At 65.3% G+C, this 23,966-nt stretch carries 16 protein-coding genes; 14 read left to right on the top strand and 2 right to left on the bottom strand.

Going from position 1 to position 23,966, the window contains the following annotated elements; translation table 11 throughout:
• The first annotated feature begins 94 nt into the window (after positions 1-94).
• The 3 genes from DNX69_RS24675 (at position 95) to DNX69_RS24665 (ending at position 3,838) form a co-directional block, all read left to right on the top strand.
• Complete coding sequence (locus DNX69_RS24675; protein WP_110788647.1) at positions 95-1,552, top strand: NAD(P)/FAD-dependent oxidoreductase; 1,458 nt, start codon at positions 95-97, stop codon at positions 1,550-1,552.
• A 127-nt stretch (positions 1,553-1,679) separates the two neighbouring features.
• Positions 1,680-2,177 carry a peptide-methionine (R)-S-oxide reductase MsrB gene (gene msrB, locus DNX69_RS24670; protein ID WP_110788646.1) on the top strand — a complete coding sequence of 166 codons (498 nt, stop codon included), beginning with the start codon at positions 1,680-1,682 and terminating at the stop codon, positions 2,175-2,177.
• Between the two features lie 179 nt (positions 2,178-2,356).
• On the top strand, positions 2,357-3,838 hold the full coding sequence (locus DNX69_RS24665; protein WP_234827070.1) for a glycosyltransferase family 39 protein: 1,482 nt from the start codon (positions 2,357-2,359) through the stop codon (positions 3,836-3,838).
• A gap of 50 nt (positions 3,839-3,888) precedes the next feature.
• On the opposite strand, the gene DNX69_RS24660 is transcribed toward DNX69_RS24665, so the two are convergent.
• Complete coding sequence (locus DNX69_RS24660; RefSeq protein ID WP_110788644.1) at positions 3,889-4,161, bottom strand: hypothetical protein; 273 nt, start codon at positions 4,159-4,161, stop codon at positions 3,889-3,891.
• Between the two features lie 187 nt (positions 4,162-4,348).
• Positions 4,349-8,581 carry an ATP-binding protein gene (locus DNX69_RS24655; RefSeq protein WP_110788643.1) on the bottom strand — a complete coding sequence of 1,411 codons (4,233 nt, stop codon included), beginning with the start codon at positions 8,579-8,581 and terminating at the stop codon, positions 4,349-4,351.
• Positions 8,582-8,866: 285 nt separating this feature from the next.
• Between DNX69_RS24655 and DNX69_RS24650 the strand changes: the two genes are divergently transcribed.
• The 11 genes from DNX69_RS24650 (at position 8,867) to DNX69_RS24600 (ending at position 23,918) form a co-directional block, all read left to right on the top strand.
• Complete coding sequence (locus DNX69_RS24650) at positions 8,867-10,717, top strand: flagellar hook protein FlgE (protein ID WP_110788642.1); 1,851 nt, start codon at positions 8,867-8,869, stop codon at positions 10,715-10,717.
• Between the two features lie 40 nt (positions 10,718-10,757).
• Positions 10,758-12,632 (top strand): flagellar hook-associated protein FlgK, encoded by a 1,875-nt coding sequence (gene flgK / locus DNX69_RS24645; protein WP_110788641.1) that lies wholly within the window; start codon positions 10,758-10,760, stop codon positions 12,630-12,632.
• A gap of 8 nt (positions 12,633-12,640) precedes the next feature.
• Positions 12,641-14,248, top strand: a complete 1,608-nt coding sequence (locus tag DNX69_RS24640) for a flagellin (RefSeq protein WP_110788640.1) — start codon at positions 12,641-12,643, stop codon at positions 14,246-14,248.
• A 308-nt stretch (positions 14,249-14,556) separates the two neighbouring features.
• Positions 14,557-17,223 carry a DUF1522 domain-containing protein gene (locus DNX69_RS24635; protein ID WP_110788639.1) on the top strand — a complete coding sequence of 889 codons (2,667 nt, stop codon included), beginning with the start codon at positions 14,557-14,559 and terminating at the stop codon, positions 17,221-17,223.
• A 154-nt stretch (positions 17,224-17,377) separates the two neighbouring features.
• Positions 17,378-18,310, top strand: a complete 933-nt coding sequence (locus DNX69_RS24630; protein ID WP_110788638.1) for an FkbM family methyltransferase — start codon at positions 17,378-17,380, stop codon at positions 18,308-18,310.
• A gap of 123 nt (positions 18,311-18,433) precedes the next feature.
• Complete coding sequence (locus DNX69_RS24625; protein ID WP_110788637.1) at positions 18,434-19,102, top strand: SIS domain-containing protein; 669 nt, start codon at positions 18,434-18,436, stop codon at positions 19,100-19,102.
• A 141-nt stretch (positions 19,103-19,243) separates the two neighbouring features.
• On the top strand, positions 19,244-20,182 hold the full coding sequence (locus DNX69_RS24620) for an NAD-dependent epimerase/dehydratase family protein (RefSeq protein WP_110788636.1): 939 nt from the start codon (positions 19,244-19,246) through the stop codon (positions 20,180-20,182).
• Positions 20,179-21,216, top strand: coding sequence for a GDP-mannose 4,6-dehydratase (locus DNX69_RS24615; protein WP_110788635.1), 1,038 nt, complete (start codon positions 20,179-20,181; stop codon positions 21,214-21,216). Before DNX69_RS24620 ends, DNX69_RS24615 begins: the two co-directional genes overlap by 4 nt.
• An 8-nt stretch (positions 21,217-21,224) precedes the next feature.
• Positions 21,225-21,884 carry a class I SAM-dependent methyltransferase gene (locus DNX69_RS24610; protein ID WP_110788634.1) on the top strand — a complete coding sequence of 220 codons (660 nt, stop codon included), beginning with the start codon at positions 21,225-21,227 and terminating at the stop codon, positions 21,882-21,884.
• A complete protein-coding gene (locus DNX69_RS24605) occupies positions 21,881-22,855 on the top strand; it encodes a thiamine pyrophosphate-dependent dehydrogenase E1 component subunit alpha (RefSeq protein WP_110788633.1) in 975 nt (324 codons plus the stop codon). Before DNX69_RS24610 ends, DNX69_RS24605 begins: the two co-directional genes overlap by 4 nt.
• A gap of 10 nt (positions 22,856-22,865) precedes the next feature.
• Entirely contained in the window at positions 22,866-23,918 is a 1,053-nt protein-coding gene (locus DNX69_RS24600; protein WP_110788632.1) for an alpha-ketoacid dehydrogenase subunit beta, read from the top strand.
• Positions 23,919-23,966 lie beyond the last annotated feature (48 nt).

Below are 23,966 nucleotides of genomic sequence, written 5' to 3'. Positions count from 1 at the left end.
AGGACAAGGTGACAACCGCCTGCGCTGTCCGTATTGAACGCGTATCTCGCAAAATCGTAACCCCTGCTTGCGGATGCGCTCTTTAGGAAACGGCATGGATTCGCTCCCGACAAGTGCGACCAATGGACCGGGTTTTACCGCCGAAACCGAGACGGAACCGCATGCGCGGCTCAACTTCGACCTCGATGTCGATCTGTGCGTGATCGGGGCCGGGCTGGCCGGTCTGTCGGTGGCGTTGGAAGCCGCACAAGCCGGGCTCAGCGTCGCGGTTTTGGAGAGCGGCCGGATCGGCTGGGGTGCGTCGGGGTACAATCTGGGCTCGGTCATGCCGGGCTACGGCGTGCCGATCGCCGATCTGATCGCCCGCGTCGGCCTCGATCACGCCAGCGCACTGTGGGCGCTGACGCGCGAGGGCATGGAGATCGTCCGGGCCCGCGCCGCCGACGAGGCGATGACCGACGTCGCGTTGTCGGACGGCGCGCTGGAAGTCTCCAACGTCGATCGCGGCGACCGGCTGGTGGAGCGGCTGCAGACGCTCGGCGTCGATTTCGGCTCCGAAGTCGAAGGCTGGGCCACCGACAAGGTCCGCGATGTCCTGCGGACCGACCGCTATTTCCACGGCATCCACTATCCGACCGCGTTCCAGATCGACGGCCGCAGTTATTTGCGTGGGCTGGAGCGGCTGGCGCGGCGGGCGGGAGCCCGGATCTTTGAAGAGACGCCCGTCGTCGAGATCGATTTTTCCGGCATCCGCAAGCGGATCTTCACGCCCAATGCCCGGCTGCGGGCCTCCGATATCGTGCTGGCCGGGAGCGTGCATTTGGGAGCGCCGTCGCGGCGCGTGGCCGAGACCTTGCTGCCGGTGTGGCGTGCCGCCGCGCTGACGGCACCGCTCGGCGACCGGCTGCCCGAGGTGATCGGCTTCGCTGGCTCGATCGCCGATACCGATGGCGTCGACCACTACCGCATCGTCGGCGGCGACCGGCTGCTGTGGGCGAGCGGCGAAACCACCTTCGAAGTCGCCCCGCAGCGCCTGGAAAGGATCGTGCGGCGCCGGATCCGGACGGTGTTTCCGCAGCTCGGAGGGGTCGCGATCGACCGTAGTTTCAGCGCCGCGGTTGGAGTGACCGTGCACGGCATGCCGCAGATCGGCGAGTTGCGGCCCGGCCTTTGGGTCGCCAGTGGATTCGGCCGCCAGGGGCTCGCCACCACGGCGATCGCCGGCCGCTTGATCGCCCGCGGCCTGTCTCATGCCGACGAGCGCTGGAAGCTGTTTTCGCCGTTTGATCTGGTGTGGGCCGGCGGCAGGATCGGCCGCATCGTCGGGCAGGGCGTGTATCTGGCGGCGCGGGAGGGAGCGCTCGCCGCCGGTGCGCTGGCTCGGTATCGGGAGCGCGCGGCGGATCGGACCCGGGTTCGGGACGCGCGCGCCGAAGTGAAGCGAGAACAGCGTCAGGCCCGGGTCGCGTTGCTCCGATCTGCCGAGACCACGCGTGCACTGCCTCCGAACCCGCCGTCGCGCCGGCCGGTGCCGCCGCCATCGGCCGAATAACTCAGGCTCGGTGCTCGCGACAATGTGAGCGGACCGCGCGGCTGCCGGTGTAACCTGAGGCGCGGCGGCTACGTAACTGACGTAGTGCCGCCGGGGCGCCCGTGCCCGTCACGCAGGGAACTTGACGATGATCGATCGCCGCATGCTGCTCGCTTCCGCCGCCCTTGCCGCCGTATTCGGCTTCCGTTGGCTGCGGCCGGATGCGGCCCGCGCGGCCGAGAAGTTCGAGATCGAAAAGACGCCGGAGGAATGGCGCAAGCAGCTGACGCCGATGCAGTATCACATCCTGCGCGAGGAGGGCACCGAGCGGCCGTTCTCCAGCCCGCTGCTCAAGGAGCATCGCAAGGGCACCTTCGCCTGTGCCGGCTGCGATCTGCCGCTGTTCTCGTCCGATACCAAGTTCGACAGCGGCACCGGCTGGCCGAGCTTCTGGCAGCCGCTGCCGAACGCAGTCGGCGAACGTCGTGACACCACGCTCGGCATGGCGCGGACCGAAGTGCATTGCCGGCGCTGCGGCGGTCATCTCGGTCATGTGTTCGATGATGGACCGAAGCCGACCGGGCTGCGTTACTGCATGGACGGCTACGCGCTGACGTTCCATCCGGCGACGCCGAACCCGAGCTGAGGCAGACCAGCGAGGGAGCCACCGATTGGCGATCGCCCGAAAGGTTTGCTCCTGCGTCTCAAATCCTGCGGCACCCGTCGGCAAGTCGGCGGCGTGTGTTGACAACCATGCGCAGCCCCCGCATATCGCCCGCACGTTAATGTTCAGAAACGTGGCGGCCAGCCCTGATGCAACCTGTGGTGTCGCAGCCAGGGGGCTCTCGTAGCCTGCTGGCTATTCTCGCTGCGGCGATTATTCTTCCAGTCCTGCTCGCGGCGATCGTGTTTCCGACGCCGCTGTACGACACCCGTGAATTGGTCGCCTGGGGGCGGCACTTCCCGCTGATCACGCCGGTGCATCCGCCGATGATGGTGTGGGCCGGCGGCGTGGTCGACCGTCTGTTCGGCCCGTCCGGCACCGCAATCGTCGCCGCCAATCAGGTGCTGATGGCGATCGGATTTGCGTATCTGTATGCGATCCTGCGGCTGCTGGTCGAACGGACGATGGCGATCTACCTGGTCGTGCTCGCCGGCACCTCGTTCTATGCGGTGTTCGCGCCGCTGTCCTGGGCACTGAACGCCGACATCCTGCAGCTCACGTCGTGGCCGGCGGTGATCTATCACTTCCTGCGCGCGCGGCAGAGCGATCGCTGGCTGCATTGGGGTCTGCTCGGCGTTTGGGCGGCAATCGCGGCGCTGACCAAATACAATGCGGCGGTGCTGTTTCTGGCGATGACGATCGGTGTCGTCGCGTTGCCGTCGTTCCGCCGCTGTCTGGCGCGCCCGGGGCTCTATGGGGCGATGCTGATCGCCGCGCTGCTGCTGCTGCCGCACGTCGTCACCGCGCTGAAATTCGGCAGTACCATCGCCTATGGCGAGCGGCACTTCACCGGCTTCGGTTCGATCGGCGACACCGCGCGCCGCATCGGCCTGCTGGCGGCCGGCTATCTGCCGATGCTGTTGCCGGGCGCGGTGATCGTCGCGGTCTCGAGCCTGCGGCGGATGATCGTGGTCCGCCTGCCGCGGTTCGCCGACAGCAGTGACGAATTGAAGTTTCTGGTGATCGTCAACATCGCGATGGTGCTGGTTCTGCTCGGCATGATCGTGGCACTCGGGCTGGAATACATCGCGCGCTACGGCGCGCCGTTTTCGCTGCTGGCGGTGCCGATGCTGGCGCCGCTGCTGCGCTGGAACGAGACCCGGCGCGAGATCTGCGAGCGGCAGACCGGCTGGACGTTGGTCGGGCTGTATGGCGTGCTCAGCGCCGCGGTGATGATCGCCTATCTCGGCCCAGCTTCGCACAGCGGGCTGCAGGAGCCGACCGCCGATGCGGCGCGGCTGATCATGAGCGACTGGCGCAGCCACTACAGCTGCGGGCCGGGCTATTTCCTCGGCGACCGGCAGACCGTGTACGGCATCGGCATCGCTGCGGGGCCGGAAGGCGACTCGGTCACCGTCCAGTTCATTCCGGCGACCCGCTGGTTCGATCCGCGCAAGCTGGAGGATCAGGGCGCTGTGCTGGTGTACACGCTGCCGCAGGTGCCCGCGCATTTCCATGCGGCCTATCCCAATATGGCGATGTCGGACGAAAAGCGCATCGACGTGCCGGTGCTGCGCACCCACAACGGCAAGATCAAAGAGTATTTCTATCGCTTCGTCGCGCCCAAGGCGTGCGGCAAGTAGTGGTCGGGAATTAGCGGCCGGGAATTAGCTCGGAAGCGGCGGCCGGCGGGTCAGCCCGCCAGCGATCGCCATTTTTCGGCGGCGTCGATCGCGGCGGGACGCAGGCTGTCGGCGGGCAGGCCGCGGTGCAGCGCCTTGGCGTATTCGCAGATCGCCATGAAAGTCGATGAGCGGGCCTCGTCGACTTCGCAGGAATGCACGGTCCCGGCGCCATGGATGTAGCTGATCAGACGCTTCAGCGACGACACTGCAGAGTGCGGCTCCGCTGTTTCGGTCTGGTGCAGGCAGGATAACACCTGCTGTGCGATCTCGATCTCGGTCATGGGTACGCTCTTGGCAACGCTCGCGGACAAACATGCTCGGGCCGGAATGAAGGCCTCGATGCCACGCTTGAATGTCTGGAGAAATGATCTGCCTCAATGCGATAGCCGAGGCTCGGCCGGCGGGCGATCACATTGGCGCGAACACTGCCTCTGCTGGCATTCGCCGGTTCCGTGGAACGGAACCTCCTCAGCTCCGCTCGGTCATCGCCTTGCGGAGGGCCTTAGACAGATCCTCGACCGAATACGGCTTGTGCAGCAGGTCGAAGCCGTGGTCCTCGTCGGCCAGCATGTGAGCGTAGCCGGAGTTCAGAACGACCGGCAGTTCCGGCAAACGCTTCTTGATTTCCCGGCCCAGCGTCACTCCGTCCATCCCCGGCATCGCCACATCGCTGAGCACCAGATCGAAGCGCTTGGCGTTATCGGCGAGCAGCGCCAGCGCCTGCTCGCCGGACGAGGCGAGCACGGTCTGGTAGCCGAGATCGTGCAAGAGCTGGGTCGAGAACTCGCCGACCTCGGCATTGTCCTCGACCACCAGAATGCACCCCCGCTGCCGGCCGTCGACGACGTCGGTGCCATTGCCGTTGCGGCGTTGGATCGGCTTGTCGCTGAGCGGCAGCCGCAGCGTGATCGTGGTGCCGCGGCCGATCGCACTGTCGACATTGATGCTGCCGTCGGACTGCTGCACGAAACCGTAGACCTGCGACAGTCCGAGGCCGGTGCCGCGGCCGATGTCCTTGGTGGTGAAGAACGGCTCGAAGATCCGCTCGATCTGCTCGCGTGGAATGCCGCAGCCGGTGTCGGCGATCGACACTTCGACGAAGCCGCGGCGACCCGCGGCGGCTTCGGGCGAAGTCGACGCGGAGCGCTTCACTGAGACGGTGAGGGTGCCGTGGCCGTCCATTGCGTCGCGCGCATTGGCCACCAGATTGACTAACGCCGCATCGAACTGATTGGTGTCAGCCTCGACCGGCAGCGGTCGCTCGGCGATGTTCAGATTGAACACCGCGCGCGAGCCGAGTGCGGTCTTCAGCATGTCGGACACATGCTCGATATGCGCGGCGGCGTCGAACACCTCGCGGTTTTGGGCGTGGCGGCGCGCGAAGGTGAGAAGCTGGCCGGTAAGCTTGGCGGCGCGGTCGGCGGTGTCGGAGATCGCATCGACATAGCGGCGGATCCGTTCGGGCGGCAACTCGCGGCGACGGAGCAGATCCGCCGAAGAGCGGATCACCGTGAGCATGTTGTTGAAGTCGTGGGCGACCCCTCCGGTGAGCTGACCGATCGCTTCCATCTTCTGCGCCTGCCGGAACGCCTCTTCGGCTTTGCGCCGTTCGGTGATGTCGACCGCTTCTGGAACGATCGCGATCACTTTGCCTTGCGGGTCCTGCACCGGACGCATCTGCAGGTCGAACCAGCGCCAACCGTTGGCCGGCAGGTTGACGTGGAGTTCGCGTCGCACGGTTTCGCCGGCCGCGACCGCGGCGATATCGCCGCGGATCGTCTCCGGCAGTCCGGGCGTTCCGGCGAACCACGGCGTGGCCCACACCGGCTTGCCGACCACCGCATCGAGTTCGGCATCGATCCCGGCGAGCGCGGTGCGGTTGGCGTCGAGCACCACGCCGTCGACATCGAGCAAGGCCTGGTAGGTGTAGCTGGCGGCGAAGATGGTGCGGAGCCGAGCCTCCTTCTGCTGAAGTTCGGCAGTGCGCTCGGCGACCTGCTCCTCGAGCTGCTCGTTGATGTCGCGCAGCGCAGCTTCGGCCTTCTTCTGCTCGGTGACGTCGCGGAAGTATACCGAAATGCTGTTGCCGTTGGCCGGCGTCACCCGCAATTCGAACCAGCGCCTGCTCGGCGGATCGTAGCTTTCGAACTCGCAGGCGATGCGCTCGGTCATGGCGCGGCGATAGGCTCGCTCGATCTCGGTCCCGAGCATCATCGGGTAGACTTCCCAGCAGACCTTGCCGATGAGGTCTTCGCCGCTGCTTCGGATCAGCCGCTCCGCGGCGGCGTTGACGTAGGTGAATCGGTACTCCTCATCGAGCGCGATGAAGCCGTCGCTGATCGATGCAAGAATGCCCTCTGCATGCTTGCGTGCCGCCTGCGCTTCCTCGCGCAGCGCGTATTCGGTTTGCAGCGCTGTCCGCCGGATCGCGGCGGTATCGAGATTGGTCCGAATCCGGGTGAGAAGCTCGCGGGCGCTGAACGGCTTGCTGAGATAATCGTCGGCGCCAGCCCCGAGTCCTTCCAGTTTGGCTTCCTCGCCAGCGCGCGCGGACAAGAAGATCACCGGCAGGTCGGCAAGCGCCGGATCGCCGCGCAGCGCCTTGAGGAGGCCGAAGCCGTCGAGCCGCGGCATCATGACGTCGCTGAGCATGAGATCCGGCCGACGCCTCTTGGCGGCTTCCAACGCTGCGGCGCCATCGCCGACAGCCTCGACCTCATAAGTCTCACCGAGCAGCCGCGCGACGTAGTCGCGCATGTCATGATTGTCGTCTGCGAGCAGGACGAGCGGGCGGTCCGCCGCGGGCCCGGTGACAATTCCGAGATCCTGCGCGCCGGAGGCCGGCGGCAGGTCGGCGTCGCCGCCATCGTCGAGCCAGCCGATCGCCTCGTCGAGATAGGCCTGGGCGCGGACATTGGTCGAAACCTGCAGAGCGGCGTGCTGCGGCCGGTCGGCGGGAAGGTGAGCGGAGCCGAACGGCAGCATCAGCCGGAAGGTCGAGCCGCGGCCGATCTCGCTGATGACGCTGATCGAGCCGCTGTGTAGCTTGATCAGCTCCTGCACCAGCGCCAGGCCGATGCCGCTGCCTTCGATCGAGCGGCCGCGCGCGCCTTCGACCCGGCGGAATCGTTCGAACAAATAAGGGAGCTCGGCCTGCGGAATGCCGGTCCCGGTGTCGCTGATCTCGATGACGGCGTGAGTGCGGTCGGGATCGGTGCCGACCCGGACCGCGATCTCCCCGTCAAACGTGAACTTGAATGCGTTCGACAGCAGGTTGAGGATGATCTTCTCCCACATGTCGCGGTCGACATAGACCGGCTGCGGCAGCGGGGCCGCATCGATCACGAAGCGGAGGCCGGCGCGGTCGAGCGCGGAGCGGAAGTTCGACGCCAGTTCGGCCGTGAACGACGACAGGTCGACCGGGGTGAAGTGGGCGGTGACGCGGCCGGCTTCGATCCGGGCGAAATCGAGCAGGGTGTTGACCAGCTTCAACAGCCGCAGGCCATTGCGGTGGGCGATGCCGAGCAGCGACCGCTGTTCGTCCGGAATGCCGTCTCCTCCCAGCGCTTCTTCCAGCGGGCTGAGCATCAGCGTCAACGGCGTGCGGAATTCGTGGCTGACGTTGGAGAAGAACGCAGTCTTGGCGCGGTCGATCTCGGCCAGCGCCTCGGCCCGGCGGCGCTCCTCCTGATAGGCGTCGGCATTGGTGATCGCCGCCGCGATCTGGCCGGCGACCAGCGCGAGGAAGTCCTGATAGGCGCTGTCGTACAGCCGGAACGGGTTGAGGCCGGCGATCAGAAATCCGGAGCGGCCGGTGTCGCCGCTGGCCGGGATCGGCAACACCACCGCCCGGGTCGGGGGCTGGCGCCAGCCGCCGGTCGGAAACGCGGTGCCGAAACGGTCGTCGAGATCCGGCACCAGAACCGGCGCGTTGAGGCGGAAGGCGTCGGCGATCGGCCAGGGCTCGTCGCCCGTCAGCGACAACGTCGGCTTCACCGCAGGATGGCCGGCATCAATCCCCGACGAGGCGGCAAGGTCGGCGTGGCCGCTGCCGTGGTCGGTCAGATAGATCAGTGCGAAGGGCAGGTCTTGGGGATCGGTGGCGAGCGCGGCCGCGCTGCGTTCGCAGGCTTGACCGACGCTGCGGGATTCCGCGGCGCTGGCGGCGAGATCGCGCAGCAGCGACAATTGCCGCTCGGTGATGACGCGCTGGGTGTCGTCGGTGTTGGCGCAGAAAATGCCGCCGGGCGAGCCGTCGTCGGTCGGGATCGGGCTGTAGGAGAAGGTGTAATAGGTCTCCTCGGGGAAGCCATTGCGCTCCATGATCAGGAGCTGCGCCTCCACATAGGTGCCCTCGTCGCCGCCGGACGCTTTGGCGAGCAGGGGAGCGATGTCGTCCCAGATCTCGGACCAAACTTCTGCGGTCGGACGCCCGAGCGCCCAAGGGTGCTTGCCGCCGATGATCGACTTGTAGGGATCGTTGTAGAGATAAATCAGCTCTTCGCCCCAGCCGATCCAGATCGGCTGCTGCGAGGTCAGCATAATGCGGACGGCAGTTTTGAGCGCCTGAGGCCAATCCTCCGGCAGCCCGATCGGGGTCGAGGCCCAATCGTGCGCGCGCATCAGCGCAGCGAGTTCGCCGCGCCCGAGAAAGAGGCTGTCTTGGCCGGCTTCGCCACGGCCCGGTCGCCCACCCGGCATATCGTCAGCAGCCAAGTGATCCCCCGATCAACCCCTCTCTGATCGATCGCAAACGCGCAGCCCGAGATTTTGTTCCTCGGTATCCGGTTCGGGGGCGGATTTCGTTCCCTTGTCCCGGCAATTGTTGCCCGACCCGGCAAAACCGCCCTGGCCACCCGGCTTCGAGAAATCCGTCAAGCCATTGCAATTGCATGACTTTGATCGTTGGCACGAGGCTTGCGGAGTGTCGGTCTGGAATCTCGCAGTCTCAGCCGACGCAGACGGTCGCAACGGGAGAAGTCAGTAATGGGTATTTTCGGCGCTCTCACCACCTCGGTTGCGGGCCTCCGCGCCAACTCCTACGCGCTGGAGAACATCTCGGGAAACATCGCCAACTCGCAGACCACTGCGTTCAAGCGCATCGACACCTCGTTTCTCGACCTGATCCCGCAGACCGGCAACAACGCCCAGCTCGCCGGTTCGGTGAACGCTGAATCGCGATCGACCAACACGCTGACGGGCTCGGTGCAGTCGGCCGCGGTGGGGACCTATATGGCGATCAACGGCGACGGCTTCTTCGTGGTGCAGAAGCCAGCCTCTTTCACCGACAACAACCCGATCTTCGGTGGCGTCAACAACTTCACCCGCCGCGGTGACTTCTCGCTCGACAAGAACGGCTATCTGGTCAACGGCGCCGGCTACTATCTGCAGGGCGTTCCGATCGATCCGACCACCGGCAACCCGTCCGGCAGCGTGCCGCAGATCCTGAAGTTCCAGAACGACTTCCTGCCGTCGCAGAAGACCACCAAGGTCGACTACCGAGCCAACCTCGCCAACTATCCGCTGACCTCCAAGGCCAACAAGTCGGTGCTCGGTTCGGAATTGCTGCGTCCTGCGGATTTCGTCTCCAATCCTCTGCCCTTGGGAACTCCAGCGGCGCCGTACACCAACACCAGTATCCTCGGCTCGGCCCGGACAAATTTCCAGACTCCGGCGGTGCCGATCACAGGCGCCACCTTGCTGAAATCCGCTACCGGCACGGACTCGCTGCAGGCCGGCTTCACGGGCAGTGACACCATCACGGTGAAGACGACCACCGGCGGCGTCACCACCAACAAGACGGTGGCGTTCTACGACTCCAGCGCTGGCGGCAGCGCCGGCTCGGCTCCTGACACGGCCTACGTGGATCTCAACGGTGGCAGCGTTTCGACCCTGCTGACGGCGATCGACAGCCTGACCGGCACCGCCGCGCCGAACCTCTCCAGCGTCGCCAGCGGCGTCGTCACCATCAACAGCGGTCTTGCTAACGACATCCAGCTGTCGTCGTCGAGTTCGGCTGCGTGGAATGCCCTTGGCTTCACCGGAACAATGACGGCGCTACGCGGCGGCGGTGGCACCGCGGGCACAGGCGTGGTGATTGGGTCGGACAATCAGGCTTTCCTCGACGAATCCGTCGCCGGCGGCGCGCTCACCGCCTACGACGGCAGCGGCGCTCCCGTCAGCCTGCAGTTCCGCTGGGCCAAGGTGGCGTCGTCGACGGTCGGCGGCACTGATACCTGGAACCTGTTCTACCAGACCAATCCCAATGCGACGGGTTCGGATGTCGGCTGGGTCAACGTCGGCACCAACTTCACCTTCAGCCCTAACGGTCAGATGCAGCCGGTGGTCGGACAGGTCACTCTGCCCGGCGTGACTGTGAGCGGCGTCAGCCTCGGCAACCTGACGATGTCGTTCGGCACCGGCGGCCTGACGCAGTTCTCGGATAGCAACGGCAACGTTCAAGTGAATCAGCTGCAGCAGGACGGCTACGCGGCCGGCCAGCTCGTCAGCGTGTCGGTCAGCAATGAAGGTCGCGTGGTCGGCGCCTATTCCAACGGTCGCAACATCGATCTGGCGCAAGTCTCGGTCGCCACCTTCAACGGCGCCAACTTCCTCAAGCGGATCGACGGCGGCGCCTTCGAAATCACCAACGAGTCGGGTCAGCCGGTGTACGGCAAGGGCGGCAACATCTCTGGAGCTTCGCTGGAGTCGTCGAACACCGATATTGCCGACGAGTTCACCAAGCTGATCGTCACCCAGCAGGCCTATTCGGCAAATACCAAGGTGATCACCACCGCCAATACCATGGTGCAGGACCTGCTCAACGTGATGCGTTGAGCGGTCCAACGGCGTCGTTCTCGAACCCGGGTAGCCAGTCATGAGTCTCGGAGACGCACTATCGATCGCAATGGCCGGCCTGCGGGTGAACCAGTCGGCGATCTCGCTGGTATCGTCCAACGTCGCCAATGCCGAAACGCCCGGCTACGTCCGCAAGACTCTCAACCAGGGCGTCACGGTGTCCGGCCAGGCCGGCACCGGCGTCCAGGTCAATGGCATCAACCGTCAGCTCGACGACTATATTCTGGCGCAGCTTCGTACCGAGACCTCGGGGGCGGCGTATGCGTCGCTGCGCTCCAGCTATCTCAGTCAGCTTCAGGGGCTATACGGAGATCCGAACTCCACCGGCACCCTCGAAGACTCGTTCAATGGCCTGACGGCCGCGATGCAGGCGTTGTCGACCAGCCCCGACAGTACCTCGGCGCGGATCGGGGTACTCAATGCCGCCCAGACCCTGGCCAGCGGCCTCAACTCGATGTCGAACGGCATCCAGACGCTGCGCGCCGGGTGTGAGACCGGTCTCACCGACTCCGTCAACACCGCCAACAATCTGCTGAAACAGATCTCCTCGATCAACAGCCAGATTCGTACCAACCCGCAGGGCGGCACGTCGACCGACGCGGCGACAGCGGCGCTGCTGGATCAGCGCGATCAGGCGATCAACCAGCTCTCGCAGCTGATGGACATCCGCGTCGTCACCAACGGCGCCAACCAGGTCACGGTGTTCACCGGCTCTGGTGTGCAGCTCGCCGGCATGGAAGCGGCGACGCTGTCGTTCAACGCGCAAGGCACCGTCAACCCGTCGACGACTTGGTCGGCGAACAGCGTGACCAGCAAGCTCGGTTCGATCTCGGTGAGTTACGACAGCGGCGCGTCGATCGACATCACGTCGTCGCTGAAGTCAGGCCAGATGGCCGCCTATATCGAGCTTCGCGACAACACGCTGGTGACGGCGCAGGCCCAGCTCGATCAGTTTGCGGCCACGCTGTCCAGTTCGCTGTCGGACAAGACGACGGCCGGCACCCCGGTGACGTCGGGCACGTCGTCCGGCTTCGCGCTCGACCTGTCGGGCATGAGCAACGGCAACACAATCAACATCGCCTATACAGACACCGCCACCGGTCAGCAGCACACCGTCACCGTGGTTCGGGTCGACGACCCAAATCTGCTGCCCTTGCCGCAGAATGCGACCAACGATCCCAAAGACTACGTTGTGGGGATCGACTTCTCCGGCACATCCGGATCGGTGATCTCGCAGCTCAACTCCGCCCTCTACAGCCGAAATCTGCAATTCTCCGGCACCTATCCGGGGGCCGTCAACGTGCTCGACAATGCCGGGTTCTCGACGGTGAATTCCGCCTCGGTGACATCGACGGTGACAGCGTTGGCCGGCGGCAGCGTCGAGGTGCCGCTGTTCAACGACAACGGCAAGGCTTATTCCGGCGCCCGCGATTCGTCCGGCAATCAGATGACCGGCTATGCGCAGCGGATCACGGTTAACACGGACCTGGTGAAGGACAACTCCAAGCTGGTGGTCTATTCGACCTCACCGGCCACCGCCGCCGGCGATACGGCCCGGCCCGACTTCATGATCAAGCAGATGATGAAGAGTCAGTACTACTACTCGGCGTCCACAGGCATCGGGTCCGACACTGCGCCGTTCAAGGGCACGCTGGAGAGCTTTCTGCAGCAGTTCGTCGGCCAGCAGGGCTCCAACGCCGCGGCGGCCAAGCAATTGTCGGACGGCCAGAACGTCGTGCTGAACACCCTGCAGCAGAAGCTGTCGACGTCGTCCGGGGTCAATATGGACGAGGAAATGGCGCATCTGCTCTCGTTGCAGAACGCCTACGCGGCGAACGCGCGGGTGATGTCGACCATCAACCAGATGTATCAGACCCTGATGCAGGCGATTTGAGGCGAGCCATGGCGATCGACGGCGTAAGCGGGCGTACTTCCTACATCGGTTCCACCATCCTCAATCTCCGCAGCCAGCTGGAGTCGTTGAGCCAGCAGCTCGCGACCGGCCGGGTGTCGCAGACTTATGCGGGCGACGGCACCGGCCGCAGCCTCGCAATCGGCTTGCGTGCGCAGATGGCGAACATCGCCAGCTACAGCGACACGATGACCAACATCACCACACGCATCAGCACGGCGAACCTGTCGCTGCAGCGGCTGGCCGACATCAGCAGCGAGGTGAAGGGCGCCGCGGTCAGCGCCGGTTCGACGCTCGACAACACCGGGCAGACGCCGGGACAGCGGACCGCGGGGCTCGACTTCTTCGATTCCGTCGACGTGCTGAACGCCAAGGTCGGCGATCGCTATCTGTTCGCCGGCCGTGCCACCGACACCGCGCCCGTCACCGCAGCCGACGTCATCATGAATGGCGACGGCGCGGCGGTCGCCGGGCTGAAGCAGGTGGTCAGCGAGCGCCACGACGCCGACGTGGGTACCAACGGGATGGGGCGGACCATCGTGTCGGCCGGCGCGACCGCGACCGCCGTGCAGGTCGGCGAAGATTTCGCCGCCAACCCCTATGCGACGCCCGACCCGATCGGAGCTTCGCCATTCGGATTGAAGCTGAATGCGATCTCGACGACGATCAGCGGTGCGGTTGTCACCCAACCGACGGAGACGCCGCCGACCACTCCGCCGGCCGCACCGAATCCGGTGGCGATGGGGATCGATCTCAACGGCGCGATCCCGAACGAAGGCGACGTCGTCAAGCTGACCTTCGATCTGCCGGACGGCACTCAGGAAACCATCACGCTGACGGCGTCGTCAAAGACGCCGCTGCCGGATGATAGCTTCGCAATCGATCCAGGCGATCCAATGGCGGTGCCGCCGGTGGCGCAGTCGTCCGCGGTCACCGCGGCCAATCTGCAGACGGCGCTGACGGCCGCCGTGAAGAAGCTCGCCAACGGCCCGCTAGCCGCGGCGTCGGCGATCAAGGCCGGCGACGACTTCTTCAACAACACTCCGCCGCTGCGGGTTGCCGGCACCGCACCGTTCGGCGCCGCAACCTCCCAGGTCGCCGGCACCAAGGCCAATACGGTGTTCTGGTACAACGGTGAGCCGGACTCGGCGAGCGATCCGGCGCGTGGCACCGCGGTCGGCAAGATCGACGACGCCATCACGGTGCAATACGGCGCCCGAGCCGATGAGCAGGCGCTGCGCAAGCAGTTGCAGACGGTGGCGGTGTTTGCGGCGGTGACGACCTCGGCGACCGATCCCTACGCGTCGGGCAAGATCGCAGGACTGAATCAGCGGGTGGCTGCTAATCTGGCGGTGGTACCGGGTGAGCAATCGATCCAGACCATCCAGGCCGATCTCGCCGGTGCGCAGGCGTCGATCAAGGCGACTACTGCCCGTCAGGTGCAGGGCAAGGCATTGGCGCAGACCATGCTGAGCTCGATCGAGGGGATCAACAACGACGAGGTCGCGACAAAGATCCTGGCGCTGCAGACTGCGCTGCAGGCGTCGTATCAAACGACCTCGCAGCTCTATCAGCTCAGTCTCGTCAAGTTTCTCTAGTTAATTATCTCTGAACAGAAGGCCGCCGCCCCGGCGGCCTTTCGGCCCGGTATTTGGGGCCACGCAGCTGCGGCGGGTGCCGCGCAAATCCAGATAAACACTCGCTGATCTTGACGAACCACGTAGTCTTCCGAGGCTGCGTGGTTCGTTCCTGTGCCTGCCTCATATTGCGCGAGCCCGTGATAATACGGGCGTTTCCTTCCGTTAAAGGCGCCGATCTCGCTTTACGTATTCTTAGATTCTGGCGGTCAAGGTTCCGCGGCCGATCAAGAAGATCGCGTTTTGCACACCAGGAAGGTAGCAACACAATGTCCGGTATCGTTCTATCCAACGCCGTTCGCCAGAATCTCTCGTCGCTCCAGGCCACGGCTGATCTGCTCGCCACCACCCAGAGCCGCCTGTCTTCCGGCAAGAAGGTGAACTCGGCGCTCGACAATCCGACCAACTTCTTCACCGCCGCTGCACTCGACAGCCGCGCCAGCGACATCAACAACCTGCTCGATGGCATCGGCAACGGCGTGCAAATCCTGCAAGCCGCCAACACCGGCATCACCTCGCTGAGCAAGCTGGTCGACAGCGCCAAGTCGATCGCCAACCAGGCTCTGCAGACCTCGTCCGGCTACGCCACCAAGTCGAACGTGTCGGCGACCATCGCTGGCGCCACCGCCGACGACCTGCGCGGCACCCAGAGCTATTCGAACGGCGTCGCCACCGGCAACGTGATCTTCGACGGTAGCGCCGGCGGCGCCACCGCTGCGTCGGGCACCGATACGCTCGGCGGCGCGATCGTCAGCATCGCGGCGTCTGCGGCCGTCACCGTTCTCGGCGCCGCCGACAACACCGCGCTCGGCAGCGTTCTCAGCGTCGGCACCGCCGCAGCGACCGCGGCCGGCACCAACCTGATCAGCGAACTGACCAACGGTTCGACCACCACGGCGACCGGTCCGGCGGCGGGTGACTCGATCACCATCAACGGCAAGACCGTCACCTTCACCACCGCCGGTGCCGCCAGCAAGGACAGCTCGGGCAACTACACGATCGGTCTCGATCAGACCGTCAACTCGCTGCTCGACACCATCGACACCATCAACGGCAATACCAGCTTGTCGTCGGCCGTGACCGCCGGCAAGCTCGAGCTGCATTCCGGCACCAACAGCCCGCTGACGATCGCGGACAATTCGGGTGGCGCCGTTCTGGCCAAGCTCGGCCTGACCGCGCAGACCGTCGATACCGTCGCTGCGACGGCTTCGGCGAACATCTCGGCCAGCACCCAGTTGTTCAACACCAACGGGGGCCTGACCACCACGGCAATCGCCGACGGCACCACGCTCTCGGTCAACGGCAAGACGATCACGTTCAAGACCTCCGATGCTCCGCAGGGGAACAACATCCCGTCGGGCACCGGTGTTCTCGGTCGTATCGGCACCGACGGCAACGGCAACTCGACGATCTATCTCGGCGACCAGAGCAAGTTCACCAACGCGACGGTGGGCGATCTGTTGACCGCGATCGATCTCGCCAATGGCGTCAAGTCGGCTTCGATCTCGAGCGGTGTTGCCACCATCAGCACCAACTCCGGCCAGACCGCGTCGGACGTGTCGGGCGGTATCACCACCATCCGCAGCTCGACCGGTGCTGATCTCAACGTCACCGGCTGGACCGATCTGTTCAAGAACCTCGGTCTGACCACCGCCACGGGTACCGGCCCGCTCACGCTGACCAAGCAGCGCACCACCGGCGGCACCACGATGGGGACGCTGATCGCGGACGGCTCGACGCTGAACGTGAACGGCAAGACCATCACCTTCAAGAACGCCGCGGTGCCGACCGCGTCGGCGAGCCATCAGGGCATCTCCGGCAACGTCGAGACCGACGGTCAGGGCAATTCGACCGTGTACCTGCAGAAGGGCACGATCGACGACGTCCTGAAGGCGGTCGATCTCGCCACCGGTGTCCGCACCGCTGCGCTCGGCGTCTCCGGAGCGACGATCTCGACTGCTAACGGCACCGCCAACTCGTCGATCACGAGCGGCTCGCTGAAGCTGTCGACCGGCCTCGCGGCCGATCTCAGCATCACCGGCACCGGCAACGCGCTGGCCGCCCTCGGCCTGACCGGCCCGAGCGGCAGCTCCAGCTCGTTCACCGCCGCTCGCGGCGTGGCGGCCGGCAGCCTGAACGGCAAGACGTTGACCTTCTCGTCGTTCAATGGCGGCGCGGCGACCAACGTCACCTTCGGCGACGGCACTAACGGCACCGTCAAGTCGCTGTCCCAGCTCAACGTTGCGCTGGCCGCCAACAACCTGACGGCGTCGATCGACAATGCCTCCGGCAAGCTGACGATCGCGGCGTCGAACGACTACGCGTCCCACACTCTGGGCGGCAACGAAGGCGGCGTGATCGGCGGAACTCTGGCTTCGACCCTGACCTTCTCGGTGCCGACCGCACCGGTGGCGGACGTCAACGCTCAGAACACCCGCGCGGGCCTGGTCAAGCAGTTCAACGACGTGCTCGACCAGATCAAGACCACTGCGCAGGATGCCTCCTTCAACGGCGTCAACCTGCTCAACGGCGACAACCTGAAGCTGGTGTTCAACGAGACCGGCAAGTCGACGATCTCGATCCAGGGCGTCACCTTCAATCCGACCGGCCTCGGCCTGTCGAGCCTGTCGTCGGGTGTCGACTTCATCGACAACAAGGCCACCAACGCGGTGCTCGACAAGCTCGGCAGCGCCGCCACCACGCTGCGGTCGCAGGCCTCCGCGTTCGGTTCGAACCTGTCGATCGTGCAGGCCCGTCAGGACTTCTCGAAGAGTCTGATCAACGTGCTGCAGACCGGCTCGTCCAACCTGACGCTGGCCGACACCAACGAGGAAGCGGCGAACAGCCAGGCGCTGACCACCCGCCAGTCGATTGCGGTGTCCGCGCTGTCGCTGGCCAACCAGTCGCAGCAGAGCGTGCTGCAGCTCCTCCGCTAATCGCGGCGTAGCTGATTGAATGATCGAGGGCGGCGGGGGTGACTCCGCCGCCTTCTCTTTTGCACCCGCTGCTCCCGTCCCGAGGTTCGTGTTGCGGGCATGGATGCAGTAAGGTGCAGGTGATTCGGGTTCTCCTGGAAACGGCGCCCCTTGCATGACCGACACCGCCCCGACGGCCGATCTCGTCGCTGCGCCTGCGGGCGCGCCGGCACCGTATTCGCCGGGTTCAGACCGGATCCTCGCTGACATCATCGCCGCGCTGCCTGAGCTCGCGCGGCATCACGCGCCGGGCGGCAACGCCTACAATGCGCTGGCGTCGGCCGCTCGCAGCGCCGTGGTGGCGTTGTTTGCTCACGGCGGCAGCGACGTGCCGTTCGGCCCGTTCGGGTCGATCAGTTTTCCCTATCACCGGATGGGCGCCGTGGACTCGCTCGACCTGTTCGGGCTCGACGAGCTGATCCTGTTTTCGTTCTACTGGCAGAACCGCGGCCGCTATCGGCGTGTCGCCGACATCGGCGGCAATATCGGCCTGCACAGCCTGGTGATGGCCCGCTGCGGCTTCACGGTCGAAACTTACGAGCCGGACCCCGAGCATATCGCGCTGTTTCAGGCCAATATGCGCGCCAACGGCGTCACCGCGGTCCACGTCAACGAGGCCGCGGTTTCGGCGCAAGCCGGCGAGGCGGAGTTTCTCCGGCTACGCGGCAACACCACCGGCAGCCACATCGCCGGCGCCAAGCTCGATCCCTACGGCGAGATCGACCGCTTCAAGGTCCGGCTCGCCGCGTTCGACGAGATCGCTGCACAGGCCGACTTCGCCAAGATCGACGCCGAAGGCCACGAGGCGGTGATCATCACCTCGCTGCCGCGCGAACGCTGGGCGACGATCGACGTCATGCTCGAGATCGGCAGCGACGCCAACGCCGCGGCGATCTTCGACTATGCCCGCGGCGCCGGTGTGAATCTCTTCACGCAGAAGACCGGCTGGCGCCGGGCGGAGACGCTGGCCGACCTGCCGACCTCCTACAAGCAGGGCAGCGCCTTCCTCACCGCCAAGGACGCGATCCCGGGGCTGTCGCCGTCATGATCATCCGCGCCTGCCAGGTAGTATCCCGAGGCGTCCGGCCCTGCGCGGCAGGGACCGGTCATGATTTACACATTGCTAACGAATCATGCGCAACCGTGATGGTTCGGAATGCCGAGGACGCCGATGACGCAATCGCGTAACAGCACCGCCCCCGTTGCCGACGATGGATCCGAGGACGTCGTCGCGACGCCGTTGCTGTCGAAGCGGCAGATGTTCGGCTATTACGATCATCTGCGCGCCACCCTCACCAGCGCCGAGGTGTCGGATTGCGAAGGCCGCCCGTTCGCGCAGGAAATCGCCGCCTCGCTGGTGATCGCCTGGGCCCGCGAGGTGCATGCCGACGGCCGCAAGCTGATGTTCATCGGCAATGGCGGCAGCGCCGCGATCGCCAGCCACATGGCCACCGACTATTCCAAGAACGGCGGGATGCGCGCGCTCTGCCTCAACGACGGCGCGATGCTGACCTGCCTCGGCAACGACTACGGCTACGAGCAGGTGTTCGCCAAGCAGATCGAACTGTTCGCCCAGGACGGCGACCTGTTGATCGCGATCTCCTCGTCCGGGCGCTCGCCGAACATCCTCAACGCGGTGGCTGCGGCGCGCGAGCGCGGCTGCCGGGTCATCACTTTGAGTGGGTTTTCGGCGGACAATCCGCTGCGCCGCGAGGGCGATATCAATTTCTATCTGGCCTCGGACCAATACGGTTTCGTCGAGCTCGGCCATCTGACGATCTGCCATGCCATCCTCGATTTCGCCTGCGGCCAGCGCGTGCCGCTGCCGGCGGCCGGCTGACCGGACGGGGCGAGCAACGATCCGCGCGGCCCTATCAGGGCATGCAAAAATGCGTGTATCTCTTGCATTCAGGCTTGCAGTGATTCGTCGGCGCCGCATCGCGGCGCGCCGTCTGGCGGTTCAATCAGTGGGAATGATACGATGAAGATCCTGGTGACCGGCGCCTGCGGCTACGTCGGAACCACCCTGGTGCCGAAGCTCCTGGCGCGCGGCGACGACGTGGTGGCGTTCGACATCATGTGGTTCGGCAACGATCTGCCGCCGCATCCAGCGCTCACTGTGGTGCGCGGCGACGTCCGCGATACCAGCTCGATCGATCTCTCCGGGATCGACGCCATCGTGCATCTCGCTTCGGTCGCCAACGATCCCTGCGGCGATCTCGATCCCAAGCTGACCTGGGAGATCAGCGCGCTCGCCACCATGCAGCTCGCCGACCGCGCCGCGCGCGCCGGCATCCAGCGCTTCATCTACGCCTCGTCCGGCAGCGTCTACGGCATCAAGGACGAAGAGCAGGTCACCGAGGACCTGACGCTGGAGCCGATCTCGGAATACAACAAGACCAAGATGGTGGCCGAGCGGGTGATGCTCAGCTACGCCGGCGACATGGCGGTGCAGATCGTGCGCCCTGCGACGGTGTGTGGGCCGTCGCCGCGGATGCGGCTCGACGTCTCGGTCAACATGCTGACCATGCAGGCGCTGACCAACGGCGAGATCACCGTGTTCGGTGGCAATCAGGTTCGCCCCAACATTCATATCGACGACATCACCGATCTGTATCTGATGTTGCTCGACCGGCCCGAACTGCGCGGCATCTACAATGCCGGCTTCGAGAACATCTCGATCCTGGATATCGCCAAAATGGTCGATGCCCAGGTCCCGACCAAGATCACCGTCACCGCCTCGAACGATCCGCGCTCCTACCGGATCAACTCCGACAAGCTGCTGGCGACCGGCTTCAAGCCGAAGAAGACGGTGAACGACGCGATCCGCGAGATCATCGTCAAATTCCAGCGCGGCGAACTGAAGAACGAGGACCGCCACTACAATCTGAAATGGATGCAGCGGAGCCTACAGGCGTGACCGGCATCGTTCCCGCGTCCGCACCGTGTGCGATGGCCCGCGCGGGCTTCGACAAATATCTGGTGGTCGGCTCGAACTCGTTCACCGGCGCTTCGATGGTCAGCTATCTGCTCGATCAGGGCGCCGAGGTGGTCGGCATCAGCCGCTCCGACGAGCCGCACCCGGCGTTCCTGCCGTATCGCTGGAAGAATGCCGATCGCTTCCGGTTTCGGAAGCTCGACCTCAACCATGATCTCGACGCGATCATGCAGCTGGTGACCGCCGAGCGGTTTCCCTGCATCATCAATTTTGCAGCGCAAAGCATGGTCGGCGAGAGCTGGGCCAACCCGGACCATTGGTTCATCACCAATGTGGTGTCCACGGTGCGGCTGCACGAGCGCTTGCGCGCTTGCGATTTCCTCGAGCGCTACGTTCACGTCACCACGCCGGAAGTCTACGGCAACGCCACCGGCACCCTGACCGAGGATGCGGTGTTCGATCCCTCGACGCCCTATGCGGTGTCGCGCGCGGCCGGCGACATGAGCCTGCGCTCGTATTTCCGCGCTTACGGCTTTCCGGTGCTGTTCACCCGCGCCGCCAATGTCTACGGCCCAGGCCAGCGGCTGTACCGGATCGTGCCGCGCACCATCCTGTTCATCAAGCTCGGCCGCAAACTGCAGCTGCACGGCGGCGGCACGTCGGAACGCTCGTTCATCCATGCCGCCGATGTCGCCGACGCCACGCGGCGGATCGCCTGCAACGGCAGGCTCGGCGACAGCTATCACATCTCCACCGACCGCATCGTCACCATCCGCGCCCTGGTCGAGATGATCTGCGCGATGATGGGCGTGCGGTTCGAGGATCAGGTCGAGATCGTCGGCGAGCGGCTCGGCAAGGACGCCGCCTACAAGCTCGACAGCAGCAAACTGCGCAGCGAACTCGGCTGGAGCGACCAGATCACGCTGGAGCAGGGCATCGAGCAGACGATCGCCTGGATCGATCGCTGGTTCGAGGAACTGAAGAGCCAGCCGTTCGACTACGCGCACAAGCCTTGAGGACCGCAATGGGCCAGGAAATCGATCTGCTCGTCAACTATCCGCGCACCAAGCGCAATGTCGACGAGCGCGGCCAGACCAAGTCCGAAGAGGATCGTGCGATCGCGCGCAAATTCGGCAAGGAGTTCTTCGACGGCGACCGCCGCCACGGCTACGGCGGCTTCAATTACATGCCGCGGTTCTGGCAGCCGGTGATTCCGACGTTCCAGCAGCATTTCGGCCTCGACGCATCGTCCTCGGTGCTCGATGTCGGCTGCGCCAAGGGCTTCATGCTGCACGACATGGCCGAGCTGATCCCCGGCATCACCGTGAAGGGCGTCGACGTCTCGGATTATGCCATCGAGCACGCCATCGACGACATGAAGCCGCATGTCAGCGTCGCCAGCGCGACCAAGCTGCCGTTCGCCGACAAATCGTTCGACGTGGTGATCTCGATCAACACCGTGCACAACCTCGTCCGTGACGACTGCGCAACGGCGCTGCGCGAGATCGAGCGGGTGGCGCGGAAGGGTGCGTTCATCACCGTCGACGCCTATCGCGACGACGACGAGAAGCGCCGGATGATGGCGTGGAACCTGACCGCGCAGACCATCATGCATGTCGACGAGTGGAAGGCGTTCTTCGCCGACATCGGCTACACCGGCGACTACTACTGGTTCATCCCATGAATCCCGAGACGTCGCGTCGCCTGCTGTTCGACATGCTGCGGATCCGCAGCGTGGAGGAGACCATCGCGGCGCGCTACGGCGAGCAGAAGATGCGCTGCCCGACGCATCTGTCGGTCGGGCAGGAGGCGGTTGCCGCGGCGGCAGGTGCGGTGCTGAGGCCGACCGATCTCGCGGTCAGCGGCCATCGCGCCCACGCGCATTATCTCGCCAAGGGCGGATCGCTGAAGGCGATGATCGCCGAGATCTACGGCAAGGTCACCGGCTGCGCCCGCGGCAAGGGCGGCTCGATGCATCTGATCGACGAGAGCGTCGGCTTCATGGGCTCGACCGCGATCGTCGGCGGCACGGTGCCGGTCGGCGTCGGGCTGTCCTACCCGATGAAGTTGAAAGCCACCGGGCAGATCGCCTGCGTGTTCCTCGGCGACGCTGTGCCGGAAACAGGCGTGTTCTTCGAGTCGGTGAACTTCGCGGTGGTGAAGCAGCTTCCCGTGTTGTTTCTCTGCGAGAACAACGGCTACTCGGTGTATTCGCCGCTGAGCGTGCGGCAGCCGCCCGGCCGCAAGCTGTATGAACTCGTCGCCGGCTTCGGCCTCAAAACGCATCACGGCGATGGCAATGATGCCCGTGCGGTGGTTGCGGCGCTGAGCGAAGGCGTGGCGGCGATCCGGGCCGGCGAGGGGCCGCGGTTCTATGAGTTCGAGACCTATCGCTGGCGCGAACATTGCGGGCCGAACTATGACAACGACATCGGCTATCGCTCGGTGGCTGAATACGAGGCGTGGAAGCTGCGCGATCCGGTGCCGGCGCTGCAGCGCGCGCTGGTCACCGAATCCATCGTGACCGAGGCCGACGTCGCCGACATGCTGGCGGCGATCGATGCCGAGATCGAAGAGGCGTTCGCCTTCGCCGAAAGCTCGCCGTTCCCGCCGCCCGAAGACGCCTTCACCGACGTCTACGCGGCGGCTGGCTGAGGAGGGCGGAATGGCAACCAGTTTCGCTGCCGCGATCCGCGACGGGCTCGCCACCGCGCTGGCGGCCGATCCGAACGTGATCTGCTTCGGCCTCGGCACCGACGATCCCAAGGGCGTATTCGGCACCACGCTCGATCTGCACAAACAGTTCGGCCCGGACCGCGTATTCGACATGCCGACCTCGGAAGCGGCGATGACCGGCTTTGCGATCGGTGCGGCGCTGAACGGCATGCGGCCGGTGCTGACGCATCAGCGGCTCGATTTCGCGCTGCTGTCGCTCGATCAGCTGGTCAACAACGCCGCTAAATGGCGCTTCATGTTCGGCGGCAAGCGCGGCGTGCCGATCACCATCCGGATGATCATCGGCCGCGGCTGGGGCCAGGGCCCAACGCATTCGCAGAGCCTACAATCCTGGTTCGCGCACATTCCCGGTCTGAAGGTGGTGATGCCGACCACCGCTGCGGACGCCAAGACGCTGCTGCTCGGCTCGATCTTCGACGACGATCCGGTGATCTTTCTCGAGCATCGCTGGCTGCACAATATGCAAGGCGAGGTGCCGGCCGGCGACGTGCGCGAGCCTTTGGGCAAGGCGCGCGTGGTCCGAAGCGGCGACGCGGTGACCATCGTGGCAATGAGCTACATGACGGTCGAGGCGCTGCACGCGGTCGATCATCTCGCAGCCCAAGGCATCGTCTGCGACCTGATCGACCTGCGCAGCATTCGTCCGCTGGACTGGCCGGCGGTGATCGCCTCGGTGCAGAAGACCGGCCGGCTGCTGGCGCTTGACAGCGGCCATCTGACCGGCGGTGTCGCCGGCGAGATCGTGGCGCGGATCGCGACCGATCACTTCGCCAACCTGAAATGCGCGCCGCAGCGCCTCGCCGCGCCGGACGTGCCGGAAGCGACCAGCCCGGCGCTGACGAAGAACTACCACGTCCGCGCCGAACACATCGCGCAAGCCGTCGGCCAGATGCTCGGCCGCGAGGTGGAAACCGCGTCGCTGGTCGCCCAGCGCAGCTTCCCGCACGACGTGCCGGGCACCTGGTTCTCGGGACCGTTTTGAGGGAGCGATGATGGCACGGACTTTCCACGTCATTGCGAGGAGGCGAAG

The sequence above is a fragment of the Rhodopseudomonas palustris genome, from assembly GCF_003226555.1.
In the GTDB taxonomy this organism is placed as follows: domain Bacteria; phylum Pseudomonadota; class Alphaproteobacteria; order Rhizobiales; family Xanthobacteraceae; genus Rhodopseudomonas; species Rhodopseudomonas palustris_I.
The sequence above is the reverse complement of the archived record's forward strand: the minus strand, read 5'-3'. Positions and strand labels throughout refer to the sequence as shown.